We start from the raw sequence: 21874 nt of genomic DNA, 5'->3' as shown, positions 1-21874 counted from the left end.
GAGACGGAAATGGTGAGCAGTTGGCGTGTGCAACAAGCCGCGCGTGAGGTGAAGGCGGGTGCGGTGATCGCCTATCCAACGGAAGCGGTCTGGGGCCTGGGCTGCGACCCGTGGAACGAGGACGCGGTGTATCGCCTGCTGGCGCTCAAGTCGCGGCCTGTGGATAAAGGCCTGATCCTGGTCGCCGACAGCATCCACCAGTTCGACTTCCTGTTCGAAGACTTCCCCCAGGACTGGATCGACCGCATGGCCGCCACCTGGCCGGGGCCGAACACTTGGCTGGTGCCGCACCAGGACCTGCTGCCCGAGTGGGTGACCGGGCAGCATGACAGCGTGGCATTGCGGGTCAGCGATCACCCACAGGTGCGTGAGCTGTGCGCGCTGGTGGGCCCGTTGATTTCCACGTCCTGCAACCCGGCCGGGCGCCCGGCGGCCAAGAGCCGGTTGCGGGTGGAACAGTATTTCCACAAGCAGTTGGACATGGTGCTGGGTGGGGCGTTGGGTGGGCGGAAGAATCCAAGCCTGATTCGGGACCTGGCGACCGGTGAGGTTGTGCGCCCGGGGTGAAGACTCAAGCCCTGTGAGTAACCTTTGTGGGAGCTGGCTTCAGCATTTTCTGATTTTGATCCCAAGGCTGCCCATCTCGAATGCAGAGAATTATCCTACGCTGCCTGTCGACTGCCATTACCTTCTCAGTGGGAACTCTTGCCTCTAGGCTCCAGACCGTCGCCGAATAACTTGGCGATCGGGTGTGGTAACCCGAGCAGGGAGAGATCTTGGCAGTCTATGGTGGCTGCATGCGGGAGGCCTCGTGCCTGCCGGGTTTTGAGATCTCTCCCGGTTTACCACCCCGTATGCAGCTGCCACCCATCCGTGTGGTAACGGATGCGTGCCGGTCTAGATGCGAGATCTCATGATGAAAAAGATCGTCCCCGATCCACCCCTCCCCAACACCTCCACCCACCCCTTCGGCCGCTGCGATGCTGGCCATCCGCCGCTTTTCACCGTAAACCCCAACATCGAAGCCCATGACGCCCTGGTGCACGTCGCGCTCTATCTGCGCTGCGCCTACGACACCGGCATCAAGGCACTCGACCACCTGCGCGATGAGGGGCGAGGCATGTACTGGTCGAGCCTACATTCGCTGGAAATGGCGGAGGGGTTGGTGGAGGCGATGCTCGATGGCCTCGAGTCGGCGCCAGCGGTCAAGAAATCCACCGGTTGAGATGACGCAATCGCGGGGCAAGCCCGCTCCCACTCCATGATCAGAGTCCGGCGTGGGAGCGGCGGTGCGCCGCTGCGACTTGCCCGCGATAGGGCCTTCAAGGCAGCAGAACAGTCGAGCCCACCGTCCGCCGCGCCGACAACTCACTCTGCGCCTTGGCCGCCTCACTCAACGGATACCGCTGCTGGATATCCACCACCAACTTGCCACTGGCGATCATCGCGAACAGGTCATCGGCCATGGCCTGGGTGTTCTCGGCGTTGTTGGCATAGCTCGCCAGCGTCGGCCGGGTTACATATAGCGAACCCTTCTGCGACAAGATTCCGAGGTTCACCCCGGTCACTGCACCAGAGGCATTGCCGAAACTCACCATCAACCCTCGCGGCCTCAGACAATCCAGCGAAGTCAGCCAGGTATCGGCCCCCACGCCGTCATACACCACCGCGCACTTCTGACCGTCTGTCAGTTCCAGCACACGCTTGGCCACATCTTCATGGCTGTAGTCGATGGTCGCCCAGGCCCCGAGTGCCTTGGCCCGCTCGGCTTTCTCGGGAGAGCTGACGGTACCAATCAGCTTCGCCCCCAGCGCCTTGGCCCACTGGCAAGCCAGCGATCCCACGCCACCGGCAGCGGCATGAAACAGCACGAAATCCCTCGGCTGCACGGCATAGGTCTGCTTGAGCAGGTACTGCGTGGTCAGCCCCTTGAGCATCACCGCCGCCGCCTGCTCGAAGCTGATCGCATCCGGCAGCTTGACCAGGTTAGCCTCCGGCAGTGTATGCACCTCGCTGTAGGCCCCCAGCGGCCCGCCGGCATAGGCCACGCGGTCGCCGACCTTGATCCGGCTGACGCCCTCGCCCACCGCCTCGACCACCCCTGCCGCTTCGGTACCCAGCCCGGAAGGCAGCGACGGCGGCGCATACAGCCCGCCACGGAAATAGGTGTCGATGAAGTTCAGGCCGATCGCATGGTTGCGCACGCGCACTTGCTGCGGGCCGGGCGGGGCCGGGTCGAACTCTACCAACTGCAACACTTCCGGGCCGCCATGCTGGCTGAACTGAATATGCTTGGCCATCACACACTCCTGTCTTTGGGTCGCTCGGTTTGCACGAAAAGTGCCTGCGCGACGATCATGCTGCGTTGAAAACAGGCTCGGAATGCTCATTTGCAACCAGCAAAGTCGAACGCGACTCCGACCGTTCCTCGCCTGTTTTCGCCTTGCCTGATCGCCGCTCGGCGACTTTTCGTACAAACCTTAAAGGCCTTCTATCGGACGCCTTTGCTTGATCGCCGTCAACTGCGGCGCGGGGTTTGCCGGTGGTATGCTACGCGGCGAATTTTCCCCGCTCCTTCCAGGTGACCCGATGACCAGCCGCACCGAGGCCGTGAAAGCCTACCTGCTCGACCTGCAAGACCGCATCTGCACTGCCCTCGAGAACGAAGACGGCGGCGCCCGCTTCGTCGAGGATGCCTGGGTGCGTGATGCCGGCGGCGGCGGTCGCACGCGGGTGATCGGCGACGGCAAGGTGATCGAGAAAGGCGGCGTGAACTTCTCCCACGTGTTTGGCAGCGGATTGCCGCCGTCGGCCAGTGCCCACCGTCCCGAGCTGGCGGGCCGTGGGTTCGAGGCGCTGGGCGTATCGTTGGTGATCCACCCGCACAACCCGCATGTGCCGACTTCCCACGCCAACGTGCGGTTCTTCATCGCCGAAAAAGAGGGTGAAGAGGCTGTATGGTGGTTCGGCGGCGGCTTCGACCTGACCCCCTACTACGGCAATGAAGAAGATTGCGTGCACTGGCACCGCGTGGCCGAGCAGGCCTGCGCGCCGTTCGGCGCCGACGTGTACCCGCGCTACAAGGCCTGGTGCGACCGCTACTTCCATCTCAAGCACCGTGGCGAGCCACGGGGCATCGGCGGCCTGTTCTTCGACGACCTGAACGAGTGGGACTTCGACACCTGCTTCGCCTTCATCCGCGCCATCGGTGACGCCTATGTCGAGGCCTACCTGCCGATCGTCCAGCGCCGCAAGGACACCCCGTACACCCCCGCCCAGCGCGAATTCCAGGAATACCGCCGTGGCCGCTACGTGGAGTTCAACCTGGTCTATGACCGTGGCACCCTGTTCGGCCTGCAGTCCGGTGGCCGCACCGAATCGATCCTGATGTCGCTGCCACCGCAAGTGCGCTGGGGCTACGATTGGAAAGCCGAACCAGGCAGCGAAGAAGCGCGCCTGACCGAGTACTTCCTGCAAGACCGCGACTGGCTTGCCCAGTAAGCCTGTGGAAACCTGAGGATCACCCATGGACCAGTACGTCGTTTTCGGTAACCCCATCGGCCACAGCAAATCACCGCTGATCCACCGTCTGTTCGCCGACCAGACCGGCGAGGACCTGGAGTACGCCACCCTGCTGGCGCCGCTGGACGAGTTCAGCGACTGCGCCCGTGGCTTCTTCAAGCAAGGCTGCGGCGCCAACGTCACCGTGCCGTTCAAGGAAGAGGCCTACCGCCTGTGCGACAGCCTCACCCCACGTGCCAAGCGTGCCGGCGCGGTGAACACCTTGAGCAAGCTGGCCGACGGTACGTTGCAAGGTGACAATACCGATGGCGCCGGGCTGGTACGCGACCTCACCATCAACGCCGGGGTCGAGCTGGCCGGCAAGCGCATCCTCATCCTCGGTGCCGGGGGGGCGGTGCGTGGCGTGCTGGAGCCGATCCTGGCGCACAAGCCGCAGTCGCTGGTGATCGCCAATCGCACGGTGGAGAAGGCCGAGCAGCTGGCCCGTGAGTTCGATGAGCTGGGGCCGGTTGTGGCCAGCGGTTTTGCCTGGTTGCAGGAGCCGGTTGACGTGATCATCAACGCCACCTCGGCGAGCCTGTCCGGCGAGCTGCCGCCGATTGCCGACAGCCTGGTCGAGGCGAGGCGTACCGTTTGCTACGACATGATGTACGGCAAGGAACCGACGCCGTTCTGCCAGTGGGCGAGCAAGCTGGGCGCGGCCAAGGTGCTGGATGGATTGGGGATGCTGGCGGAACAGGCGGCCGAGGCGTTCTTTATCTGGCGTGGGGTTCGGCCTGAGACCGGGCCGGTGCTGGATGAGCTGCGTCGGCAGTTGGCTCGCGGCTGAGGCTGCAATTTTGGGGCTGCGAAGCAGCCCCAGTCATTCCTCAAAGCGAATGGGGCACAGTTCAACCCCCTCCAGCTTCTGCAACTCCTCCACCACCTGCGGTCGTGCCCGTTGCAACGTCAGGCTCCCGCCACTGCGCATCAACCGCCGCGCCTCACGGTGCAACATATCCACACCTGAGTAATCGATGAAATTCACCTGCCTTGCATCGATCACCACGTGTGGTCCCTGGCAGCGCTGAAGGCGCACCTGAAGGTAATGCGCCGCGCCAAAGAAGATCGACCCACCCACCCGCAATACGTCCGCCTCCCCTTCCCGGCTTTGCTGCACCCGTGGCCTCGAGGTGCGCTTGAGGTAGAAGAACAATGAGGCCAGCACCCCGGCATAAATCGCCGTCTGCAACTCCAGCAGCAACGTCGCCGCCGCCGTCAGTGCCATCACCAGGAACTCCGAGCGGCTGACCCGGAACAGCGCGCGAATGCCGCGATGGTCCACCAGCCCCCAGCAGATCAGCAGGATGCTCCCCGCCATCGCCGGGATCGGCAGGTGGGCGATCAGCCCGGCACCGGTCACGGCGAACAGCGCCACCCACAAGGCCGAGAACACCCCAGCCAGTGGCGAGCGGGCGCCGGCATCGTAGCTCAGACCCGAGCGAGTGAAGGAACCTGCGGACAGGTAGCCGGAGAAAAAAGCGCCACCGATATTCGACAGGCCCTGTGCGCGGATTTCCTGGTCAGGGTCAATCAATTGCTCCGAACGTGCCGACAATGAGCGGGCTATCGACAGGCTAGTGACCAGCCCCAGCATGCCCACGGCCACGGCGCTGGGCAGCAGGCGCAGCATCAGTTCCACATCCAGCAGAGGCAGCGGGCTGAAGGGCGGGAGCTGTCCGGTGAACGCAGCCACTCTGGGCACATGGCCGAACACGCCGGGCATTAGCCAGGCCATCAGGCTGACCAGCAGCAGGCTTATCAACAGGCTTGGCCAGCGCGGGCGCCACAGTTTCAGGGCGATACCGATCACCAGCGTGGCCAGGCCCAGGGCCAGCGATGACAGATCAACTTCGCCCATGTGCCCAGCCAGGTCCTGCACAGTCTTCAACGCCGTGGCCTGGCTCGGCAGGTCCATCCCCAGGAGGTTCGGTAACTGCCCAAGGGCGATGACGATGGCGGCGCCGAGGGTGAAGCCCAGCACCACCGAGTGGGAAACGAAATTGACCAGCGCACCGAAGCGCAACAGCCCCAGCAGCAGCTGGAAGATGCCGCCAAGGAAGGTCAGCAGCAGTACCAGAGTTACATAGTCGGCGCTGCCGGCCACGGCCAGGGGGCTGATGCTGGCGTAGAGGACGATGGAGATGGCGGCCGTGGGCCCGCAGATCAGGTGCCAGGACGAGCCCCACAGACAGGCGATCAGCACGGGGACGATGGCGGCGTACAGGCCGTACTCGGCGGGCAGCCCGGCGATCAGGGCGTAGGCAATTGACTGCGGCAGGGCGAGGATGGCGCCGCTCAGGCCCACCAGCAGGTCCTGGCGCAGGCTGCGGCCCGATTGGCGGGGCAGCCAGGTGAGGAAGGGCAGCAGGTGGGTCAGGCGGGGCATGGGGTGTCCTTGAGGTGCATGATCGCTGTAGGAGCGGCTTCAGCCGCGATGCAGGCAACGCGGTGTCTGGTACCCACTGCGCGGGTAATCGCGGCTAAAGCCGCTCCTACAGGTGTTGTGTCGCTTGTTAAGTCATAGTTTGGCCTTTATAGCCTCTAGCGCGTCACCACCGGCTTTGGTGGTCACTCCAGCCAACCACCCTTCCAACAACTGCGGATGCGCTTTCACCCAAGCCTTGGCCGCCTCATCGAAGCTCACCTTCTTATCCACAACCTCGGCCATGATGCTGTTCTCCATCTCCAGCGAGAACTTCAAGTTCCCCAGCAGCTTCGCCGCATTCGGGCAGGCTTGTGGATAACCTTTGCGGGTCAGGGTGTAGACATCGCCCTTGCTGCCGAACCATTTCTCCCCGCCCGTGAGGTAATGCATCTTCAGCTTCACGTTCATCGGATGCGGAGTCCAGCCCAGGAAGGTGATGAACTGCTGCTTCTTCACTGCCCGGTCCACTTGAGCGAGCATCGCCTGCTCGCTGGACTCGACCAGTTTCCACTGGCCCAGGTCGAACTCATTCTTGTCGATGATCTCTTTCAACGACAAGTTGGCCGGTGCGCCTGAACCAATGCCGTAGAGCTTCTTGTCGAACTGCGCAGCGTGCTTGTGCAGGTCGGCGAAGTCTTTCACGCCCGCGTTCCATACGTAATCGGGCACCGCCAGGGTGAACTCGGTGCCTTCCAGGTTTTTCGCCAGTTGCTGCACATCGCCATTGGCGATGAACTTGTCATGGAAGCCCTGCTGCGCCGGCATCCAATTGCCGAGGAAAGCATCCACCCGGCCATCTTTCAGGCCGCCATAGATAATCGGCACGGCCAGGCTGTCGATCTTCACCTGGTACCCCAGGCTTTCCAGGAGCAGCCGGGCCACGGCGTTGGTGCTGGCGATATCGCTCCAGCCGGGGTCGGCCATCTTCACGGTGCTGCATTGCGCGTCGTTGTCGGCGGCGTGGGCCGTGCCCAGGCTCAGGGCCAGGGTGAGCACGGCGGTGGAGAACTTCTGCATGGCGGCCTCTCTTCTCAATCCAGGGGGGCGGGCTGTGGATAACGTGCCTTGCGCTCGAGGTCGTCGAGATCGATATGGTTGCGCATGTACTGTTGGCTGGCGTCCACCAACGGTTGGTGGTCCCAGCTTTTCAGCTTGCCGATGGCCAGTGCCTCGGCCACCAGGCGGCGGCGCCGTTGGCTGGCCAGCACCTGCTGGCGTAGGGCCGGGATATCCCAGCGCTGCCTGGCTTCATCGGCAAATGCCTGCAGCAGCGCCTGGTGGTCCGGGCTGCCGGTGAGGTTCTCCCGCTCGTGCGGGTCGCGGCTCAGGTCGTAGAGTAGCCATGGGTCGTCTTCGCTGTACACGAACTTGTAGGGGCCACGGCGGATCATCATCAGCGGGCCGACCGTGCCTTCGGCCATGTACTCGCCTATTACCTCGTCATGCCCGCCCTGCCCTTGCAGGTGGCCGAGCAGCGAGCGGCCGTCCAGGTGCAGGTGGTTATCCACAGCGCCGCCGGCCAGTTCGACCAGGGTCGGCAACAGGTCGCAGGTGGAAACGCTGGCGCTGACGCGAGCTGGCCCGAAGCGCTTGGGCGCGTGGATCAGCAACGGTACCCGCGCCGACATCTCGAACCAGTGCATCTTGTACCAGAGTCCGCGCTCGCCAAGCATGTCGCCGTGATCGCCCGAGAACACGATCAGGGTGTCGTCGGCCAGGCCGCACTCCTCAAGGGTCTGCAGGAGCTTGCCGATGTTGTCGTCGATGTAGCTGCAGGCACCGAAATAGGCGCGGCGGGCGTCGCGGATCTTGTCCACAGGTAGTGGCTTGTTCCACAGGTCGTAGACCTTGAGCAGCCGTTGCGAGTGCGGGTCCTGCTCGCCCTGAGCGATCTCGTCCTGCGGCAGGGGGATATCCACATCCTCGTACATGTCCCAGTAGTGCTTGGGAATGGTGTAGGGGTCGTGGGGGTGGGTCATGGAGACGGTCAGGCAGAACGGCCGGCCGTCGTCCTCGCGCACATGGTCATAGAGGTACTGGCGCGCCTTGAACACCACCTCTTCATCGAAATCCAGCTGGTTAGTGCGCACGCAGGGCCCGGCCTGCAACACCGAGGACATGTTGTGGTACCAGCTCGGGCGCACCTCCGGTTCATCCCAGTTCACCGCCCAGCCGTAGTCTGCCGGGTAGATATCGCTGGTCAGGCGTTCTTCGTAGCCGTGCAGTTGGTCCGGGCCGCAGAAGTGCATCTTGCCCGATAGCGCTGTGCGGTAGCCGAGGCGGCGCAGGTAGTGGGCGTAGGTGGGCGCGTCGGCGGGGAAATCGGCAGCGTTGTCGTAGGCGCCGATACGGCTGGGTAACTGACCGCTGACCAGGGTGAAGCGCGACGGCGCACACAGGGGGCTGTTGCAGTAGGCACTGTCGAACACCACGGCCTTTTCGGCGAGGCGAGCCAGGTGGGGCATCTTGATCGGCGATGGATTGTAGATGGGCAGCAAGGGCGCGGCCATCTGATCGGCCATGATGAACAGGATGTTGGGTCGCTTCATGGGAGCCTTCCATCGTCTAGAGTTATGGGTACCGCTTGCAATCCAGCATGCGGCTGCGGATAACAGTGGTAAAGCCCATGCCGGGCAATGACTGGGATTAGCCAAGCTTATGTTTGAGCACCTTGCCGACCTGCCCCTCGACACCTTGCGCGTGTTCGAGGCCGCCGCCCGCCTGCGCAGTTTCACCGCTGCCGCCGTGGAGCTGGGCACGACCCAGCCGGCGGTCAGCCAGCAGATGAAGCGCCTGGAGGCGCAGCTGGGCACGCGGTTGTTCGACCGGATCTACCGCGGTATCGAGCTGACCGAGGCGGGGTTGCTGTTGTTCGAGCAGGTGCACCAGGGCTTGCAGGCGATGGACGATGGCGTTGCCCAAGCCAGTGGGCGCGGCCAGCGCGAGGTGCTGCAGGTAGCTACCGACTTCGCCTTTGCGGCGTTCTGGCTGATGCCACGCCTGCAGCGTTTCCACGAGGCTTATCCACAGGTGGACGTGAGCCTGGTGACCGGCGAGCGCAGCCAGGCGATGCTGCGTCCGGACATCGATGTGGCGGTGCTGTTCGGTGATGGGCGATTCCATCAGGGCGAGAGCCGCTGGCTGTTCGATGAGGAAGTTTTTCCGGTGTGCAGCCCTCGGCTGATTCATGGCAAACCCTTGTCAGCCGTGGCTTTGCAGAGATTGCCATTGCTGCATTTGAAGGGCGAGCAGGCCAGTCGCTGGTTCGATTGGGCCGGAGTTTTCCGTGGTCTTGGTGTGGACAGCCCTCCTCCGTCCGGTCAACTGCGGTTCGACAACTACACCCTGCTGATTCAGGCCGCGATTGCCGGCCAGGGCGTGGCGATCGGCTGGGCGCACCTGGTGGATGGGCTGGTCGAGCAGGGGCTGCTGTGCCGGCCGCTGGAAGGCAGTTTGCGCTCGAAGCGGGGGTATTACGTGGTGCTGCCGCCACGCAAGCGGCGTGGGGCGTTGATCGAGCGGTTTGTGGATTGGCTGGAGCAGGAGCGCCTGTAATGAGATGGCGTAGACTTCAAGATGTTCGCATTACTGCAATCAGGAGCCACCGTGCAAAGGATCAAGGGCTATCACGCCCACGTGTACTACGACGCATCGACCATGGAACAGGCCCGTGAGCTATGCGAGGAGGCGACGCGGCTGTTCCCCGTGACCATGGGTCGCATGCACCAGAAGCCGGTCGGGCCGCACCCGGACTGGAGCTGCCAGCTGGCGTTCGGGCCGGAGGTGGTGGGGGTGGTACTGCCGTGGCTGGCGCTGTATCGCAAGGGGCTGGTGGTGTTCCTGCACCCGGAAACCGGGGATGAACTGGCGGATCACCGCGATCATGCGATCTGGATGGGGGCAATCAGGCCGTTGGACCTGTCGATTTTCGAAGGCTAGTTGCTTGGGCCGGCAAGCTCCCACGAGTCGTGTGGGAGCCGGCTTGCCGGCGATCGAGGGCGGAGCCCTCGCGCTTAGTTGCGTGCCGCGCGCACACCTTCGGCCAGCGCCGAGCACAGGCTCAGCACATCAGTCACGGCCTGCTCGGCACCCTTGGCCTGGGCGATCTTGTCGACCAGCGCCGAGCCCACCACCACGCCATCGGCCAGGCGGGCGATAGCCGCAGCCTGCTCCGGCGTGCGAATACCGAAACCAACGCTGATCGGCAGGTCGGTATGCCGACGCAGGCGCGCAATGGCCTCGGTCACATGCTCGGTGGTCGCCGAGCCCGCACCGGTCACACCGGCCACCGAGACGTAGTAGACGAATCCGGAACTGCGCTCCAGCACGCGTGGCAGGCGCGCGTCGTCGGTGGTCGGGGTGGTCAGGCGGATGAAGTCGATGCCCGCGGCCTGGGCCGGCGTGGCCAGCTCGGCGTCATGCTCGGGCGGCAGGTCGACGATGATCAGGCCATCGACACCAGCTTCCTTGGCTTCGGCGACGAACTGCTCCACGCCGAAGCGATGGATCGGGTTGTAGTAACCCATCAGCACGATCGGAGTGGTTTGGTTATCCACGCGGAATTCACGCACCATCTGCAAGGTCTTGGCCAGGGTCTGGCCGGCTTCCAGGGCGCGCAGGGTGGCGAGCTGGATCGCCACGCCATCGGCCATCGGATCGGTGAACGGCATGCCCAGCTCGATCACGTCGGCACCGGCGGCCGGCAGGCCCTTGAGGATTTGCAGCGAGGCATCGTAGCCGGGGTCGCCAGCGGTAACGAAGGTGACCAGTGCCGAGCGGCCTTCGGCCTTGAGATCGGCGAAGCGTTGTTCGAGACGGCTCATGCCTGTTTCTCCTGGGCGGCCATGTGGTTCATCACGGTTTGCATGTCTTTGTCGCCACGACCGGACAGGCAGATCACCATCAAGTGGTCCTTGGGCAGGGTCGGGGCGCGCTTGATCGCCTCGGCCAGGGCGTGGGAGCTTTCCAGCGCCGGGATGATGCCTTCCAGGCGGCAGCTGGTGTGGAAGGCGTCGAGGGCTTCGTCGTCGGTGATGCTGACGTATTCCACGCGCTTCACTTCGTGCAGGTAAGCGTGCTCCGGGCCGATGCCGGGGTAGTCCAGGCCTGCGGAAATCGAGTGGGCGTCGGTGATCTGGCCGTCGTCGTCCTGCAGCAGGTAGGTGCGGTTGCCGTGCAGCACGCCTGGTACGCCGCCGTTCAGGCTGGCCGCGTGCTTGTCGGTGTGCACGCCGTGGCCGCCGGCCTCGACGCCGATGATCTTGACGCTAGGCTCTTCGAGGAACTCGTGGAACAGGCCCATGGCGTTGGAGCCGCCGCCGACGCAGGCGATCAGGCTGTCGGGCAGTCGCCCTTCCTTCTCGTGCAACTGGGCGCGGGTCTCTTTGCCGATGATCGACTGGAAGTCGCGGACCATCGCCGGGTACGGGTGGGGACCTGCCACGGTGCCGATCAGGTAGAAGGTGTCATCGACGTTGGTCACCCAGTCGCGCAGGGCTTCGTTCATGGCGTCCTTGAGAGTGCCGGTGCCAGCGGTGACCGGAACGATTTCGGCGCCCAGCAACTTCATGCGGAACACGTTGGCCTGCTGGCGCTCGATGTCGGTGGCGCCCATGTAGATCACGCAGGGCAGGCCGAAGCGCGCGGCGACGGTGGCGGTGGCCACGCCGTGCATGCCGGCGCCGGTCTCGGCGATCAGGCGTTTCTTGCCCATGCGCTTGGCCAGCAGCACCTGGCCGATGCAGTTGTTCACCTTGTGCGCGCCGGTGTGGTTGAGTTCTTCACGCTTGAAGAAGATCTTGGCGCCGCCGCAGTGCTCGGTCAGGCGCTCGGCGAAGTACAGCGGGTTGGGCCGGCCGATGTAGTCGCGCTGGAAGTAGGCCAGCTCTTCGAGGAACTTGGGGTCGGCCTTGGCGGCTTCGTATTCGCGGGCAAGGTCGAGTACCAGCGGCATCAAGGTTTCGGCCACGTAGCGGCCGCCGAACGAGCCGAACAGGCCGTTGGCGTCGGGGCCGGGGCGGTATTGGGTCTGGGTCATGGGGCGCTCCGTAGGCGAAGTAGAGATTCGATGAGCTTTACTCTAACCACGACGTGGTCGGCTGAAAACCGATAAGATTGCGCAAACCTGTCAGGAAAACTCACAAGTAAGATGGCTCAGGACCTTCCTCCCCTCAATGCGTTGCGGGCCTTCGAGGCGACAGCCCGGCTGAACAGCGTCAGCCAGGCAGCAGAAGCGCTTCATGTCACCCATGGCGCGGTCAGCCGGCAGATCAAGGTGCTTGAGGAGCATCTGGGGGTAGCCTTGTTCGTCAAGGATGGGCGTGGCGTCAAACTCACAGATGCCGGTGTGCGTCTGCGCGATGCCAGCTTCGAGGCCTTCGACCGGTTGCGCGGGGTCTGCGCCGAGCTTTCCCGCGATGCCGACGAAGCGCCGTTCGTGCTCGGTTGCTCCGGCAGCTTGTTGGCGCGTTGGTTCATCCCCCGCCTTGGACGCCTGAAAGCCGACCTGCCGGAGCTGCGCCTGCACCTGTCAGCGGGCGAAGGTGACCTTGATCCGCGACGCCCGGGGCTGGACGCACTGCTGGTCTACGCAGAGCCACCGTGGCCGGCGGACATGCAGGTACACGTGCTCGCCGAGGAGCGCATCGGCCCGGTGATGAGCCCGCGCTTTGACGCCTTTGATCGTTTGAAAGCCTCGCCAGCCGTGGCTTTGCAGCATGTTGCCGTGCTCCATACGACCTCGCGGCCGCAGGCTTGGCCTACCTGGGCGCGACAGCATGGGCTGGCGCCCGAGGCGCTGAGTTACGGGCAAGCCTTCGAGCATCTCTACTACTTGTTGGAAGCAGCGGTGGCCGGGCTGGGTGTGGCCATCGCCCCGCAACCGCTGGTGGCGGACGACCTGAAGGCCGGGCGGTTGGCCGCGCCATGGGGCTTTTCCCCCACCAATGCGGCACTGGCCTTGTGGGTACCCCGGCGCGGCGCGGACGGGCGCGCCGAGCAACTGGCGCAATGGCTGCGCCAGGAGCTGCAGCGACAGACGGGTTAGTTACGGCGGCACATCAGGTAGGCGGCCAGCAGACCCAGGGCGCCCACCGCGACACCTGCGGTGGTCCAAGGGTGTTCCTGGGCATAGTCGCGGGTGGCTACGCCGGTTTCGCGGGTGCGGGTCTTCACTTCCTCGTAGGCATCGCTGAGCAGGCTGCGTGAGTGCTTGAGGGCGCTTTCGGCGTTGCCGCGCAGCGTCTTCATGGTCTTCTGCGTTTCTTCCGACGCATCGTGCTTGAGGCCTTCCAGAGTCTTGAGGAGGCTTTCGATCTCGGCTTCCATGCTTTCCAGTGAGGTTTTGCGCAACGCATTGCGTGCCATGTCGACTCTCCTTGCTGAGGGGGGATGTACAGGTTGCGACTGCGCAGCTGGGTGAAAGTGCGATCGAACTTTCCCCTGCGGCGATCGCTCGCAGGTAAACCGGGCCTGTGCTGCTAGGCTCAAGCCACTACCACTCAAGGAGAGCGCTCATGTCGGATCATCACACCTACAAGAAGATCGAGCTGGTCGGGTCTTCGCCCACCAGCATCGAAGAAGCGATCAACAATGCCCTGGCCGAGGCCGGCAAGAGCATCAAGCACCTGGAATGGTTCGAAGTGATCGATACCCGCGGGCATATCCGTGACAACAAAGCCGCGCATTTCCAGGTGACGCTGAAGGTTGGGTTCCGCATCGCCAACAGCTGAAACCAAGCTGGGCTAGGCTCGCCCGGCGTGTTGGGGTATCAAGGTTGCAGGGCGCGTGCTTCGCGCCCTTTTTGTCTTTGATCTGTACAAGGAAAGCGATCGATGAAGAAATTGATTCTGGCCGTGGGGCTGATGGTGTTGGCTGGCGGTGCGATGGCGGCGGGCAAGCCGTGCGAGGAACTCAAGGCTGAGATTGCGGCGAAGCTCGATGCCAAAGGGGTGAAGGGGTACTCGCTGGAGATCGTCAACAAGGGCGAGCCGGCCGGCAAGGTAATCGGCAGCTGCGAGGGCGGGACCAAGGAAATCGTCTACCGCCGCGGCTGATCGAATCCTTATCGCGCGGCAAGTCGCAGCGGCTTGCCCCGCGATTGAGTTCACTCGGCCTTGAGTGCCTGCGCCATCAGCTCATAGGACTTGATCCGGTCCGCGTGCTCATACAGGTCACTGGTAAAGATCAGCTCGTCCGCCCCCGTCTGCTCCAGCAACACCTCGACCTTCGCCCGCACCTTCTGCGGGCTGCCGATCATCGCCAGGCCCAGGAAGCTGCTCACCGCATCACGTTCATGGGGCAGCCAAAGGCCATTCATGCTCTCGACGGGCGGACGCTGCATCAGGCTCTGGCCACGGATCAGCGCGAGGATGCGCTGGTACACCGAGGTGGCCAGGTATTCGGCCTTTTCGTCGGTTTCAGCCACCACCGTCGGAATGCCCAGCATCACGTAAGGCTTGTCCAGCGTCGTCGACGGTTTGAAATGGTCGCGATAGATGCGGATCGCCTCGTGCATGTAGCGCGGCGCGAAATGCGAAGCGAAGGCGTAGGGCATGCCGCGCATGCCGGCGAGCTGGGCGCTGAACAGGCTGGAGCCGAGCAGCCACATGGGTACCTCGGTGTCGTGGCCGGGTACGGCGATGACCTTCTGGTCGTCGGTGCGCGGGCCCAGGTAGCGTGACAGTTCCTCGACATCGTCCGGAAAGTCGTCGGCGCTGCCGGAGCGCTCGCGGCGCAAGGCGCGGGCGGTCATCTGGTCGGAGCCCGGGGCGCGGCCCAGGCCCAGGTCGATGCGGCCTGGGTACAGGCTGGCGAGGGTGCCGAATTGTTCGGCGATCACCAGCGGTGCGTGGTTGGGCAGCATCACCCCGCCAGAACCGATGCGGATGGTCGAGGTACCCCCGGCGAGGTAACCGATCAGCACGGCGGTGGCCGAGCTGGCGATACCGTCCATGTTGTGATGCTCGGCGACCCAGAAGCGGTTGTAGCCGAAACCCTCGACGTGTTGCGCCAGGTCCAGCGAATTGCGCAGCGATTGCGCCGGGCTGCCGTCGGCGCGTACGGGCACCAGGTCGAGGGTGGAAATCTTCAGGTCTCGCAGGTGCGTCATTGGAGCCTCCGCTACAGGTGGTTGGCCATGGGCCTTCTGGACTCTGTATGGGCATATTCGCTGGATTCAATGCCTTCTTGCAGATTGATCTGAACTTGGCGTGGGCCTGGTCCTCAGAACCTTAGACACCCCAACCCTGTGACAGGAGGCAGCATGAAGAAGACAGCATCGGCGGTCTGGCAAGGTGGCCTGAAGGATGGCAAGGGCCAGATCTCCACTGAAAGCGGCGCGCTCAAGCAAGCGCCCTACGGCTTCAACACCCGTTTCGAAGGCACGCCTGGGACCAACCCGGAAGAGCTGATCGGCGCTGCCCATGCCGGCTGCTTCTCCATGGCGTTGTCGATGATGTTGGGCGAGGCGGGATTCACGCCTGAACGGATCGACACTCACGCCGAGGTGAGCCTGGACAAGCAGGCTGATGGCTTTGCCATCACCGCCGTTCACCTGACCCTCAAGGCCACCGTGCCTGGGGCCAGCGATGCGCAGTTCCAGGAAATCGCCAACAAGGCCAAGGCCGGCTGCCCGGTATCCAAGGTGCTGAACGCAACTATCAGCCTGGATGCCACGCTGCTTTCCTAGGCGGCGCAACGGCGGCGGTTTCCTGTAGTCTAACCAGCGTTGGCAGCTCGTCTGCCCTGCCTCAGGAGCCGTTCCATGATCCGCGTAGCATTTGGTGTGCTGGCTTTCCTTCTGGCCACCGCCGCCCTGGCCGCGCCCAAGCCGTGCGAGGAACTGAAGGCCGAGATCGAAGCGAAGATCCAGGCGAACAAGGTTTCCTCCTACACGCTGGAGGTCGTGCCCAATGGCGAGGTCAGTGACCCCAACATGATCGTTGGCAGCTGCGATGGCGGCACGAAGAAGATCATCTACCAGAAGAATGATCGGTAAGGCTCGACAGTCGGGGCTGCACAGCAGCCCCACCATCGATCAAGGAATGCAGGTGACGTTGCTCGGCTCGTTCACCACCACCTTGCGGCTGGCGTCGTACAGCAACACCTGCGGCTGCATCGCCGGAGCCCGGGCCTCCAGGCGGTAACGCTCGCCCGCCTTGAAATCATTGTAGCGCACGGTCAGGTAGCAGGTCCGCTCGGTCGGGTCGGTACTGAAGCCACCGGCGTAGATCTCGTAGTCGAAGCGCACCACCAGCTCATGCCGGCCCGGCGTCACCTGGAAATAGCGGCCGTCGTCGAGGCGCTTGCCGTCCAGGCGGTCGGCCATGAGGGTGCGACCGGGGGTGATGGTGTACATGTCGATCCAGGCCTTGCCGGGGTCGGCGGGGGGCAAGGGGCTGGCGCAAGCCCCCAAAGCACTGAGGGCCATCAGCATCATGGGCTGGCGCATGGTGAAACTCCCGCTCGCGGTTCACAGGCTACAAGCATAGCGCCGTTCGCGGTGTTCAGGTGCGCTGGCAGCCTGCCGGTTCGCCCTGGCCGATCAGCTTCTGGCGCTGGTCGTAGAGTTTGATCCACGGCCGGAAGCCGATGCTGCCGGCTTGCATCTGGTAGCGCTGGCCGGCGGTGAAGTCCTTGAAGGTGAGGTTGAGCTGGCAGTCGCGCCACAGCGGCTCCTCTACCGGGCCGATGTTGCTGGGCGTCACGGCGAACTGGTAGCGCACGGTCAGTTCATGGTTGCCGGGCTGTACCTCGAAATAGCGGCTGTCAGCCCAGTCCCGTTCATCCACTTGCAGGGCGTGCAGCGAATCGTTGTCACCCGGTGCCAGGTCTACCCAGGCTTGATTCGGGTCCGGGTCGGGCAAGGTGGAACACCCGGACAACAGCACGAGCGTGCCGACCGCAAACAGTGTACGCATGGCAAAGCTTCCCCTTGGCGAGATAGTCTTGGTCGCATTCGGCCGACGAGCGAGATAGACAGCCTCGATGTTTGGACTTTTTCTTTTCATGCGCTGCAGCCGTCGGGCTCTCGACCGCGTTTTCACCCGGTTTGTTCCCGTGACGCTGGCTGTCCTGCTGAGCGGTTGCTCCAGCGTGGGCTATTACGGTCAGCTGGCCGAGGGGCAATGGCAGCTGTTGCGGGCACGCCAGCCGCTGGATCGGGTGATTGCAGACCCTGCCACCAACCCGGCCTTGCGGCAGCGCCTGCTGTTCGCCGAAAAAGCCCGGGCCTTCGCCAGCGCGCAACTGAAGTTGCCGGACAACGGCAGTTATCGGGTGTATGCCGATCTCGGCCGGCCATACGTGGTGTGGAACGTGTTCGCCACCCCGGAGCTGTCATTGCAGCCGGTGACCCATTGTTTCCCCATCGCCGGTTGCGTGGCCTATCGCGGTTACTACCGCCAGGGTGCCGCCCGCGGAGCGGCGGCGCTGATGCGCCAGGACGGGCTGGATGTCTATGTCGGGGGCGTGGAGGCCTACTCCACCCTGGGCTGGTTCGACGACCCGATTCTTTCGACCATGACCGGCTGGGGCGAGGAGCGCCTGGCCACGGTGATTTTCCACGAGTTGGCGCATCAACGCTTCTACGTACAGGACGATACCGAGTTCAACGAATCGTTCGCGTCGTTTGTCGAGCAGGAGGGCACCCGGCAATGGCGCGCGGCGCGCGGGTTGGCGGCGGTCGAGGAGCATGGCGCCGGGCAACGCGACGCCTTCATACGCCTGGTGCTCGCCAGCCGCGAGCGTCTGCAGGCGATCTATGCCGGGCCGCTGGATGCAGCGGGCAAGCGGGCGGCCAAGCAGGCGGAGTTCGAACGGTTGCGGTGCGAATACCGAGAGGTGCGGGATCGGGATTGGGCTGGGGATCGGCGTTTCGATGCCTGGATGTACGGGCCGATGACCAATGCGAAGTTGTTGCCATTTGGCCTGTATGATCAGTGGGTGCCGGCTTTTTCGCAGTTGTTCAAAGAGGTTGGTGGGGATTGGCTGCGGTTTTATGAGCGGGTGGAAGCGCTTGGAAAATTGCCGATCGAGCAGCGCAAATTGGCGTTGGCAGCGCTGGCCTCATCACGGGGCAAGCCCGCTGCCACGACAGCGCGTGGGTGCGGGCCTGATCCGCGATAAAGCGGGATCAGCGCACGAATGCCTGGTGCAACTCGGCCAGCGTCTCGAAGTGGAACGCCGGCACCTCGGCCTCGAGTTCTTCCCGGCTGCCGAACCCATAGCCCACCGCGACGGCCTGCAAACCGTTGCTGCGCGCACCGATCAGGTCATGCTTGCGATCCCCGATCATCAAGGTCTGCGTCGGATCCAGCCCCTCCTCGTCCAGCAGGTGGCGAATCAGTTCCACCTTGTTGGTACGCGTGCCATCGAGCTCACTGCCGTAGATCACCTTGAAGTGATGGTCGAAGGCGAAATGCCGGGCGATTTCACGGGCGAACTCCCAAGGTTTGGAGGTGGCGATGTACAGGGTGCGGCCCTGGCCATTGAGCGCTTGCAGCAACTCGGGCACGCCGTCGAACACCAGGTTTTCGTACAGCCCGGTTACCTTGAAGCGCTCGCGGTAGAAGTTCACCGCGTCCCAGGCCTTGGCCTCGTCGAAGGCATAGAACTGCATGAACGCCTGCAGCAAGGGCGGGCCGATGAAGTGCTCAAGGCGGGTAAGGTCTGGCTCGTCGATGCCCAGCTTGGCCAGGGCGTACTGGATCGAGCGGGTGATGCCCAGGCGCGGGTCTGTCAGGGTGCCGTCGAGGTCGAAGAGGATGTTCTGCTGGTGCATGGTGTTCTCTGCAGTCGGATTCATTCCGGGAGGTCGTAGGCTTCGGCCAGGTGCTGGTCCTTGAGCTTGACGTAGTTGCCGGCGCTGTAGGGGAAGAACGCGTGTTCCTGCTCGCTCAGCAGGCGCACCTGCTTCACCGGGCTGCCCATGTACAGGTAGCCGCTGACCAGGCGTTTGCCGGGTGGCACCAGGCTGCCGGCGCCGATGATCACTTCGTCCTCGACGATGGCGCCGTCCATGATGGTGCTGCCCATGCCGACCAGGATGCGATTGCCCAGGGTACAGCCATGCAGCATGACTTTGTGACCGATGGTCACCTCGTCGCCTATGATCAGTGGGTAGCCATCGGGGTTGAACGGCCCGGCGTGTGTGATGTGCAGCACGCTGCCGTCCTGCACGCTGGTACGCGCGCCGATACGGATCCGGTGCATGTCGCCGCGTACTACGGTCAACGGCCAGATCGAGCTGTCCTCGCCGATCTCGACGTCGCCGATGACCACCGCCGAACGGTCGACGAAGGCCCGTGGTCCCACTTTCGGCGTGTGTTCCCGAAACGTGCGGATGGCCATGATAGTGTTCCTCTGCAATGCCGATAGGCAGGCTGCCTGCTGCGGTCGGCGTCGATTGTAATTAAGATGGTCCCGTGTTTCTCCTGCCAAGGTACCCGAACCGTGAGTGCGAACAACCCGCTGCTGCAGTCCCATGATCTGCCGCCCTTCTCGGCGATCCGCGCCGAGCATGTGCTGCCGGCGATCGAGCAGATCCTCGCCGACAACCGCAAGGCCATCGCCGAGATCCTTGAGAAGCAGGGCAAGAACCCGACCTGGGCCGGCCTGGTGCTGGCAATGGACGAACTCAACGACCGCCTGGGCGCCGCCTGGAGCCCGGTCAGCCACCTCAACGCGGTGTGCAACAGCCAGGAACTGCGCGAGGCCTACGAGTCGTGCCTGCCGGCCCTGAGCGCCTATTCCACCGAACTGGGCCAGAACCGTGCCCTGTTCGAAGCTTATGAAGCCCTGGCCGCGAGCCCTGAAGCCGCCAGCTTCGACGTGGCGCAGAAAACCATCATCGACCACGCCCTGCGCGATTTCCGCCTGTCGGGCATCGACTTGCCGGCCGACAAGCAGCAGCGCTACGCCGAGGTGCAGAGCAAGCTCAGCGAACTGGGCAGCCGCTTCTCCAACCAACTGCTCGACGCCACCCAGGCCTGGACCAAGCACGTCACCGACGAAGCCGCGCTGGCCGGCCTGACCGACTCGGCCAAGGCGCAGATGGCCGCCGCAGCGCAGGCCAAGGGCCTGGACGGCTGGCTGATCACCCTGGAGTTCCCCAGCTACTACGCAGTGATGACCTACGCCAGCGACCGCGCACTGCGCGAAGAGGTGTATGCCGCCTACTGCACCCGTGCCTCCGACCAGGGCCCGAACGCCGGCCAGTTCGACAACGGCCCGGTGATGGAAGAGATCCTCGACCTGCGCCAGGAGCTGGCCGGGCTGCTGGGTTACAAGAACTTCGCCGAGCTGAGCCTGGCCACCAAGATGGCCGAGTCCAGCGACCAGGTGCTGAGTTTCCTGCGCGACCTGGCCAAGCGTTCCAAGCCATTCGCCGCCCAGGACCTGGAGCAGCTCAAGGCCTATGCCGCCGAGCAGGGCACCGCCGAGCTGGCCAGCTGGGACGCCGGGTACTTCGGCGAGAAGCTGCGCGAGCAGCGCTACAGCGTGTCCCAGGAAGCGTTGCGCGCCTACTTCCCGATCGACAAGGTGCTGTCCGGCCTGTTCGTCATCGTGCAACGCCTGTACGGCATCGAGATCAACGAGCTCAAGGGCTTCGACAGCTGGCACCCGGACGTGCGCCTGTTCGAGATCATGGAAAACGGCCAGCACGTCGGCCGTTTCTTCTTCGACCTCTATGCCCGCGCCAACAAGCGTGGCGGTGCCTGGATGGATGGCGCCCGCGACCATCGCCGCACCGCCAATGGCAGCCTGCAGAGCCCGGTGGCCAACCTGGTGTGCAACTTCACCCCGGCCACGCCCGGCAAGCCCGCGCTGCTCACCCACGACGAAGTCACCACCCTGTTCCACGAGTTCGGTCACGGCCTGCACCACCTGCTGACCCGTATCGAGCATGCCGGCGTGTCCGGCATCAACGGCGTGGCCTGGGATGCGGTGGAGCTGCCGAGCCAGTTCATGGAGAACTGGTGCTGGGAGCCCGAGGGCCTGGCGCTGATCTCCGGCCACTACGAGACCGGTGAGGCATTGCCCCAGGACCTGCTGGACAAGATGCTCGCGGCGAAGAACTTCCAGTCCGGCATGATGATGGTGCGCCAGCTGGAGTTCTCGCTGTTCGACTTCGAGCTGCACGCCACCCATGGCGACGGCCGCAGCGTGCTGCAGGTGCTCGAGGGCGTGCGTGACGAGGTCTCGGTGATGCGTCCGCCGGCCTACAACCGCTTCCCCAACAGCTTCGCGCACATCTTCGCCGGCGGTTATGCGGCGGGTTACTACAGCTACAAGTGGGCCGAAGTGCTGTCGGCCGACGCCTTCTCGCGCTTTGAGGAAGAAGGTGTGCTCAACGCCGAGACCGGTCGCGCCTTCCGCGAAGCCATCCTGGCCCGTGGCGGTTCCCGAGAGCCGATGGTGCTGTTCGTCGACTTCCGTGGCCGCGAGCCTTCCATCGATGCATTGTTGCGCCACAGCGGCCTCACCGAGGACGCTGTAGCATGAGTGAGGTAGCCTTGAGCAAGAGCAAGCGACGCTTCATCGCCGGGGCGGTATGCCCGGCATGCAGCGAGATGGACAAGCTGATGATGTGGAACGAGGACGGCGTGCCGCACCGTGAGTGCGTGGCCTGCGGGTTCACTGACACCCTGAACGAACAAGGCCTGTCGGTACCCAGCGAGCTCGGCACCCGGGTCAATCACCTGGCGCCGAAAGCGCCGCCGGCCAAGGTGCAGACCGTGCAGTTCTTCCCCAATCCGAAGCTGAAGAAGCCTTCGGAATAACGACCTTTCGGGCGCCCTCGGGACGCTCTTTGGGGGCAGGGTAGATATTGCTGCCTGTCCCGCTTGGGTGGGTCACTAAGGTGTAGGTCCTTTGACCCGCACC

26 protein-coding genes are annotated in these 21874 nt (G+C 64.1%); 14 read left to right on the top strand and 12 right to left on the bottom strand.

Annotation, left to right across the window (positions count from 1 at the left end):
• The first annotated feature begins 9 nt into the window (after window positions 1–9).
• Together C3F42_RS17030 and C3F42_RS17025 are read left to right on the top strand one after the other, a co-directional pair.
• The gene (locus tag C3F42_RS17030) at window positions 10–567 is read left to right on the top strand and encodes an L-threonylcarbamoyladenylate synthase (protein ID WP_038707096.1); all 558 of its coding nucleotides are present in this window, start codon (window positions 10–12) and stop codon (window positions 565–567) included.
• A gap of 346 nt (window positions 568–913) precedes the next feature.
• Window positions 914–1225, top strand: a complete 312-nt coding sequence (locus C3F42_RS17025) for a hypothetical protein (RefSeq protein WP_104444671.1) — start codon at window positions 914–916, stop codon at window positions 1223–1225.
• Between the two features lie 97 nt (window positions 1226–1322).
• Here the strand turns inward: C3F42_RS17025 and C3F42_RS17020 are convergent, their stop codons facing one another.
• The gene (locus C3F42_RS17020) at window positions 1323–2300 is read right to left on the bottom strand and encodes an NADPH:quinone reductase (RefSeq protein ID WP_104444670.1); all 978 of its coding nucleotides are present in this window, start codon (window positions 2298–2300) and stop codon (window positions 1323–1325) included.
• A gap of 289 nt (window positions 2301–2589) precedes the next feature.
• Here C3F42_RS17020 and hemF point away from each other — a divergent pair, with 289 nt between their 5' ends.
• Both hemF and aroE read left to right on the top strand, forming a co-directional pair.
• On the top strand, window positions 2590–3501 hold the full coding sequence (hemF, locus tag C3F42_RS17015; RefSeq protein WP_094010811.1) for an oxygen-dependent coproporphyrinogen oxidase: 912 nt from the start codon (window positions 2590–2592) through the stop codon (window positions 3499–3501).
• 25 nt (window positions 3502–3526) lie between these two features.
• Window positions 3527–4351, top strand: coding sequence for a shikimate dehydrogenase (gene aroE / locus C3F42_RS17010; RefSeq protein ID WP_104444669.1), 825 nt, complete (start codon window positions 3527–3529; stop codon window positions 4349–4351).
• Between the two features lie 33 nt (window positions 4352–4384).
• Here the strand turns inward: aroE and C3F42_RS17005 are convergent, their stop codons facing one another.
• The 3 genes from C3F42_RS17005 to betC all read right to left on the bottom strand — a co-directional run bounded on the left by C3F42_RS17005 (window position 4385) and on the right by betC (window position 8538).
• Complete coding sequence (locus C3F42_RS17005; protein WP_094010809.1) at window positions 4385–5950, bottom strand: SulP family inorganic anion transporter; 1566 nt, start codon at window positions 5948–5950, stop codon at window positions 4385–4387.
• Between the two features lie 132 nt (window positions 5951–6082).
• Complete coding sequence (gene choX / locus C3F42_RS17000; RefSeq protein ID WP_104444668.1) at window positions 6083–7006, bottom strand: choline ABC transporter substrate-binding protein; 924 nt, start codon at window positions 7004–7006, stop codon at window positions 6083–6085.
• A 14-nt stretch (window positions 7007–7020) separates the two neighbouring features.
• Window positions 7021–8538 carry a choline-sulfatase gene (gene betC, locus C3F42_RS16995; protein ID WP_038707098.1) on the bottom strand — a complete coding sequence of 506 codons (1518 nt, stop codon included), beginning with the start codon at window positions 8536–8538 and terminating at the stop codon, window positions 7021–7023.
• Between the two features lie 109 nt (window positions 8539–8647).
• Here betC and C3F42_RS16990 point away from each other — a divergent pair, with 109 nt between their 5' ends.
• Both C3F42_RS16990 and C3F42_RS16985 read left to right on the top strand, forming a co-directional pair.
• Entirely contained in the window at window positions 8648–9544 is an 897-nt protein-coding gene (locus tag C3F42_RS16990; RefSeq protein ID WP_023631189.1) for a LysR family transcriptional regulator, read from the top strand.
• A gap of 51 nt (window positions 9545–9595) precedes the next feature.
• On the top strand, window positions 9596–9928 hold the full coding sequence (locus C3F42_RS16985; RefSeq protein ID WP_011531491.1) for a DOPA 4,5-dioxygenase family protein: 333 nt from the start codon (window positions 9596–9598) through the stop codon (window positions 9926–9928).
• Window positions 9929–10002: 74 nt separating this feature from the next.
• Here C3F42_RS16985 and trpA read toward each other — a convergent pair whose 3' ends face one another.
• Entirely contained in the window at window positions 10003–10812 is an 810-nt protein-coding gene (gene trpA, locus C3F42_RS16980) for a tryptophan synthase subunit alpha (protein WP_104444667.1), read from the bottom strand.
• The gene (gene trpB, locus C3F42_RS16975) at window positions 10809–12026 is read right to left on the bottom strand and encodes a tryptophan synthase subunit beta (RefSeq protein WP_023631191.1); all 1218 of its coding nucleotides are present in this window, start codon (window positions 12024–12026) and stop codon (window positions 10809–10811) included. Before trpB ends, trpA begins: the two co-directional genes overlap by 4 nt.
• A 111-nt stretch (window positions 12027–12137) precedes the next feature.
• On the opposite strand from trpB, the gene C3F42_RS16970 reads away from it, so the two are divergent.
• Entirely contained in the window at window positions 12138–13034 is an 897-nt protein-coding gene (locus tag C3F42_RS16970) for a LysR family transcriptional regulator (protein ID WP_094010806.1), read from the top strand.
• Here the strand turns inward: C3F42_RS16970 and C3F42_RS16965 are convergent.
• Window positions 13031–13354 (bottom strand): YqjD family protein, encoded by a 324-nt coding sequence (locus C3F42_RS16965; protein ID WP_023632598.1) that lies wholly within the window; start codon window positions 13352–13354, stop codon window positions 13031–13033. The genes C3F42_RS16970 and C3F42_RS16965 overlap by 4 nt on opposite strands.
• Before the next feature lie 149 nt (window positions 13355–13503).
• On the opposite strand from C3F42_RS16965, the gene C3F42_RS16960 reads away from it, so the two are divergent.
• Together C3F42_RS16960 and C3F42_RS16955 are read left to right on the top strand one after the other, a co-directional pair.
• On the top strand, window positions 13504–13719 hold the full coding sequence (locus tag C3F42_RS16960; RefSeq protein ID WP_023632599.1) for a dodecin: 216 nt from the start codon (window positions 13504–13506) through the stop codon (window positions 13717–13719).
• Window positions 13720–13821: 102 nt separating this feature from the next.
• Window positions 13822–14043, top strand: a complete 222-nt coding sequence (locus C3F42_RS16955) for a DUF1161 domain-containing protein (RefSeq protein ID WP_023632600.1) — start codon at window positions 13822–13824, stop codon at window positions 14041–14043.
• A gap of 50 nt (window positions 14044–14093) precedes the next feature.
• Here C3F42_RS16955 and C3F42_RS16950 read toward each other — a convergent pair whose 3' ends face one another.
• Window positions 14094–15098: an LLM class flavin-dependent oxidoreductase gene (locus C3F42_RS16950; RefSeq protein ID WP_104444666.1), complete on the bottom strand. Its 1005-nt coding sequence runs from the start codon at window positions 15096–15098 to the stop codon at window positions 14094–14096.
• A gap of 153 nt (window positions 15099–15251) precedes the next feature.
• Between C3F42_RS16950 and C3F42_RS16945 the strand changes: the two genes are divergently transcribed.
• Together C3F42_RS16945 and C3F42_RS16940 are read left to right on the top strand one after the other, a co-directional pair.
• The gene (locus C3F42_RS16945; protein WP_023628731.1) at window positions 15252–15677 is read left to right on the top strand and encodes an OsmC family protein; all 426 of its coding nucleotides are present in this window, start codon (window positions 15252–15254) and stop codon (window positions 15675–15677) included.
• Window positions 15678–15752: 75 nt separating this feature from the next.
• Window positions 15753–15986, top strand: coding sequence for a DUF1161 domain-containing protein (locus C3F42_RS16940; RefSeq protein WP_104444665.1), 234 nt, complete (start codon window positions 15753–15755; stop codon window positions 15984–15986).
• Window positions 15987–16025: 39 nt separating this feature from the next.
• Here C3F42_RS16940 and C3F42_RS16935 read toward each other — a convergent pair whose 3' ends face one another.
• Together C3F42_RS16935 and C3F42_RS16930 are read right to left on the bottom strand one after the other, a co-directional pair.
• Window positions 16026–16439: a hypothetical protein gene (locus C3F42_RS16935; protein ID WP_023628733.1), complete on the bottom strand. Its 414-nt coding sequence runs from the start codon at window positions 16437–16439 to the stop codon at window positions 16026–16028.
• A gap of 55 nt (window positions 16440–16494) precedes the next feature.
• Window positions 16495–16908, bottom strand: a complete 414-nt coding sequence (locus C3F42_RS16930; RefSeq protein WP_023628734.1) for a hypothetical protein — start codon at window positions 16906–16908, stop codon at window positions 16495–16497.
• A gap of 88 nt (window positions 16909–16996) precedes the next feature.
• Between C3F42_RS16930 and C3F42_RS16925 the strand changes: the two genes are divergently transcribed.
• Entirely contained in the window at window positions 16997–18115 is a 1119-nt protein-coding gene (locus C3F42_RS16925; RefSeq protein ID WP_104444664.1) for an aminopeptidase, read from the top strand.
• Between the two features lie 7 nt (window positions 18116–18122).
• Here C3F42_RS16925 and C3F42_RS16920 read toward each other — a convergent pair whose 3' ends face one another.
• A complete protein-coding gene (locus tag C3F42_RS16920) occupies window positions 18123–18770 on the bottom strand; it encodes an HAD family hydrolase (RefSeq protein ID WP_104445320.1) in 648 nt (215 codons plus the stop codon).
• Between the two features lie 20 nt (window positions 18771–18790).
• Window positions 18791–19339 carry a gamma carbonic anhydrase family protein gene (locus C3F42_RS16915; protein ID WP_104444663.1) on the bottom strand — a complete coding sequence of 183 codons (549 nt, stop codon included), beginning with the start codon at window positions 19337–19339 and terminating at the stop codon, window positions 18791–18793.
• A 102-nt stretch (window positions 19340–19441) separates the two neighbouring features.
• Here C3F42_RS16915 and prlC point away from each other — a divergent pair, with 102 nt between their 5' ends.
• Both prlC and C3F42_RS16905 read left to right on the top strand, forming a co-directional pair.
• The gene (gene prlC, locus C3F42_RS16910; protein WP_104444662.1) at window positions 19442–21493 is read left to right on the top strand and encodes an oligopeptidase A; all 2052 of its coding nucleotides are present in this window, start codon (window positions 19442–19444) and stop codon (window positions 21491–21493) included.
• A complete protein-coding gene (locus C3F42_RS16905) occupies window positions 21490–21771 on the top strand; it encodes a YheV family putative zinc ribbon protein (protein WP_023628738.1) in 282 nt (93 codons plus the stop codon). The genes prlC and C3F42_RS16905 overlap by 4 nt, the downstream gene beginning before the upstream one ends.
• Window positions 21772–21874 lie beyond the last annotated feature (103 nt).

This window comes from Pseudomonas sp. PONIH3, assembly GCF_002934345.1.
In the GTDB taxonomy this organism is placed as follows: Bacteria; Pseudomonadota; Gammaproteobacteria; order Pseudomonadales; family Pseudomonadaceae; genus Aquipseudomonas; species Aquipseudomonas soli.
This window is presented reverse-complemented; position numbering and strand designations above follow the sequence as displayed.